The following is a 4,194-nucleotide window of genomic DNA, read 5'->3' as shown; positions in this document are numbered from 1 at the left end:
CAGGATGCTTTAAGGCTGACAAGATAATATTTTTAACCTCTAATTCCTTTTGATTTGCGTTCTCTCATATCGCTTTTAGTCTAAACTCCAGTCATGAGGTGAAGGAATATAAAGTGCTAGAGGCGTAACCTCATCCCATAGTTCGCCTTCAAGTAGAAGCTCTACATTTTCATACTCTAGAATCTGACCATGCCGACGTACTGGTGGAGCCATAATAACGTTCATAGTGCTTAGATATTCAACTTTGCCAAGAATTTCTTCACTAAGTTTTTTTCTAGGAATTTCCTGATTATTAATGGCTTCACTAACGGTTTGTTTGACCTGTTCTAAAAGAGTAAGTCCTGTAAGAGAGCCATCAACTTTGGATCGCAAATAAACATCTTGAATAAAACAACCCAGCATTTGTTCGATTTCTGGCGTACTTCGGTTGGTAGTTGTTGCCTCCACTATAATGTCGGTTTGTCCGCTCCATTTAAACAAGAGTATCTTCAAAACAGTAAGGATGATTGTGAAAATGGTAACTCCTTGAGAACGGCTGAGAGCTTCGATTGCTGCAACTTGAGTCTCAGGCAAGACTATAGAATAGAAAGACGCACGCCTGCTGTTAGTATTAAGTTGTGATTTTTTAGTGAGCAGGAGATCTAGTGTTTTTGGAAAATCAGCCAACTTTTTCTGCCAATAAGAAAATTGTTTTTGGAGTCCTTCTTCGTTTAACCACTTTCGTTGCCAGAGAGTAAAGTCCGCATATTGAACTGCCACTTCAGGTAGTGGTGAGGATAAGCCATTCAAGAAAGTGCTATAAAGCGTTTCTAATTCATGGAGGAAGATGCCTATTGACCAACCATCTGTGATGATATGGTGCATTGTTATTAACAACCAATGCTCCGAAGTTGCCAACTGTAGCAACGTTGTCTTGATCAAGGGGCCAGAAGCTAGCTCGAAATGGTGTTGAGCTTCAAGGTTAGCAAGTTCTCGAACTAAGGCTTCTCGCTCTTCAAGAGACCGATGTTGTAAATCTACTATTTCTAATGGTAAGGTCAGGCATGGGGCGACGATCTGCACGGGTTGACCTTCTTTGACAGTAAAGGTAGTACGCAGAATTTCATGGCGACGGATAATCTCATTGATGCTAAACTCCAATACCTCTTTTGAGAGCGCTCCAGTGAAACGTAAAGTAATAGGGATGTTGTAGGCGCAACTGTTAGCATAGAAATGGTGTGCTATCCATATATCCTGTTGTGTAAAAGACAACGGTATGGGTGTGTCTCGCGCAACAGGTACAAGAGGTGGTAGGGTATCAAACTTCGTACTGCGCTCAGATTGCTCTCGTAACCCTTCTTTTTGTGCAGTCTCTATTACCTGTGCTAAAGAAGCTATGTAGGTGCTTCAAATAGAGAACGTATAGGCAATTCAATCGAAAAAGCAGACCGGATGCGAGAGATAATTTGGGTTGCCAGTAACGAGTGTCCCCCCAATTCAAAAAAGTTATCGTTCACACCCACTTGTTGCACTCCCAAAACTTCAGTCCAGATCGCAACTAAAATTGTTTCGGTCGGGGTGCTGGGTGCGACAAAGGTATCTTCCAGTTCCCTATCCCAACTGTCGAGTGTCCTTAGGGCGCGACGGTCTACCTTACCATTAGCAGTTAGGGGCAAAGCTTCTACGATCGCAAAGCGATCGGGCACCATGTAGTCGGGTAGCTTTTCCTGTAGGAAGTTGCGGATATCTGGGATTAAATTCCGCGCTAACTTTCCCTGTAGCGGGTTATTGCCATACTCGCTCCAATGCTTGGACTGCTGCGTCAGTGTCAAAGAAATCCGAGAGTCCAAAGCTTCTGCCCCCATCTTGGTGCGATGCCGAAATACCACGTTGTAGCAGCCATCTGTACCGGAATCTGTCCAACTGATGTCGATCGCGTAAGGTAAGTCGTGGCCGATCGCCCATAGCTCTTCAGGATCTACCCCAGCCCCTAAAAGCTTTGGTAACTTCTGCGATCGCCACTCGCCTAATGTATCGGGTTCATCAGAGTTGAAGAGCCATTCTATGGTCTTGACTTCTGCCAGAATACGTGCGTTGGGAACGCGATGGAGTCCGAGCGTTTCGGGTTCGCTCTGGAGTAACTGGCGGACATCTGGCAATTTGAGTTCGTGCTCCTGCCAATCCAGCCACGTAATGTTCTCAGATGGACTCACTAGAGTGCCGATGTGGAGAATTACATCATAGCGAAAGCGCGTTAGCTCGTTATGGTGAACGCCACGCTTAAGTTGAATTTGGACGTGGCCGATCTGCGGGAAATGCTGCTTTAAAGCAGTAAAAAAGGCGGGGTCAATGACGAGTTCTTCCTCTTGGGTCATGCGCTGTCTGATGCGCTTAGCCAATTGCGATCGCGAGAGCGAATCAGGTGCCTGATGCAGTTGAATTGAAGTGTGGTAAGCCTCCAATAATGGCAAGCTACGCACATCTCCGACAAAGATAAAGCCTCCAGGTGCGACTGTATTCACAGCGCCTTTGAAAACGTTTAAGAGATATTCAATGCTGGGAAAATACTGGCAGACTGAGTTCAAAATCACCGCGTCGAACGTTTCGGATGCGATCGCCCCAAAGTTGTCCGCTGTTTTGTGAGCGATCTCCACTTGCGGTAATTTCGGCTCCACCCACTGCAACTGCTGTTGTAAATAATGCACTACCTCTTGTGACAAGTCTGTGCCCCAATATCGGGTACAGTGGGGAGCAATTCGGAATAGCAATAGACCCGTGCCACAACCGATCTCTAGGACGCGGCTCGGTCGCCATGATAAAATTCGCTCAACAGTCTGGTTTACCCACTCGCGCATTTCTTCTTCCGCAATAGGCAAGCCTGTGTAGCTACTGTTCCATCCGACGATGTTAAACTTCAGGTCTTGATGCTCGCTAGTCTGTCTGTAAGTCTCGTCGGCAACTACTTGCATCTGCGAAATTTGTTCGATCTGCCACTCTGCTATCTGCTCTGGCGAAGCATTGTATTGAGGATTCCGAACTAAATAAGCGACCAATTGCTTCTGGTTGGGTAAATCTTCCCGAGCGATTACGACAGCTGACTGCACGGCAGAATGTTGACTCAGCACTGTTTCGACCTCGCCCAATTCGATGCGGAAGCCGCGAATCTTTACCTGATTGTCGATGCGTCCTATAAACTCGATGTTGCCTTCCGGTAAGTAGCGTGCTCTATCCCCGGTTTTGTACAGTCGTTCTCCTGCCTTATTGCTGAAAAGATTAGGAATGAACTTTTCGGCATTCAGCTGAGGACGGTTGAGATAACCTCTGGCTACTCCAGCACCACCAATGTAAAGTTCCCCAGATACACCAATTGGAACAAGTTGTCGCTGAGAACTGAGAATATAGACTTGGCGGTTTTTCAAGGGACGACCGATCGGAACTTTACTCGGAGAAATCCTTGGAGATACTTCAAAGGTCGTGGTTGTTATAGTTGTTTCTGTTGGCCCATAAGCATTTAAGAGACGTACCGTTGTCAGAGGACTCTTTTGCCACAGCTTTAAGATTTCTGGGGACATTGCCTCGCCTCCGCAAATAATTAGCCTTAAGTCTTTGAGGGAAGTGAAGAAAGAATTTTCCTCTAGAAATTGAAGCCAGTGCGTCAAGTACGCTGGAGGTAGGTTAACTACTGTCAAGCCTAATTGAAGTAATTTTTTGTGAAACTCTGTGCTAGTTAAAGATTTTGTTTCAAGTAGAACTAGCCTTGCCCCGACTGACAGAGTTGGTAAAATTTGCTCTAAAGAAACATCAAATCCGAGCGAGGCAAATTGTAAGATACGATCTCTTGGAGTAAGTTGATAGTGGGCGATAATATTTTGACAATGAGACGCGATCGCTTGATGTTCAATCAAGACTCCTTTAGGCTTACCTGTAGAACCAGAGGTATAGATCGCATAAGCTAAGTTTTCTGATGTCACATTACTGATGGGAGGAAGTTCTGGCAGCACAGATATTTCTTTCCAATCAGCATCCAAGCAGACTACTCGTGCTTGATGTTCTGGTAAAGAGGCAACTAATTTTTGTTGAGTCAGTAAAACTGGCAGTCGTGAATCATTGAGCATATAAGCGAATGGCACTAAGAAAAGCTGAAATACTTGTCTGGTAAGGGGTTTAGAAAACTAATAGTTTTAAGGGCGGGAATCAGAATAATCTGCAACTCTC

The 4,194-nt window shown here is 45.2% G+C and carries 2 protein-coding genes; both read right to left on the bottom strand.

Annotated elements, in window-relative coordinates; translation table 11 throughout:
* Positions 1-75: 75 nt before the first annotated feature.
* Positions 76-1,251, bottom strand: coding sequence for a condensation domain-containing protein (locus tag V7K85_RS00010; RefSeq protein WP_334810617.1), 1,176 nt, complete (start codon positions 1,249-1,251; stop codon positions 76-78).
* 122 nt (positions 1,252-1,373) lie between these two features.
* The gene (locus V7K85_RS00005; RefSeq protein WP_334810616.1) at positions 1,374-4,094 is read right to left on the bottom strand and encodes an amino acid adenylation domain-containing protein; all 2,721 of its coding nucleotides are present in this window, start codon (positions 4,092-4,094) and stop codon (positions 1,374-1,376) included.
* Between the last annotated feature and the right edge of the window lie 100 nt (positions 4,095-4,194).

The sequence above is a fragment of the Nostoc sp. genome (assembly GCF_036917615.1).
Classification (GTDB): Bacteria; Cyanobacteriota; Cyanobacteriia; order Cyanobacteriales; family Nostocaceae; genus Nostoc.
The sequence above is the reverse complement of the archived record's forward strand: the minus strand, read 5'-3'. Positions and strand labels throughout refer to the sequence as shown.

Excerpts from the sequence above, each read along its gene's own strand:
- V7K85_RS00005 (WP_334810616.1), bottom strand. The coding sequence starts at position 4,094 with ATGCTCAATGATTCACGACTGCCAGTTTTACTGACTCAACAAAAATTA.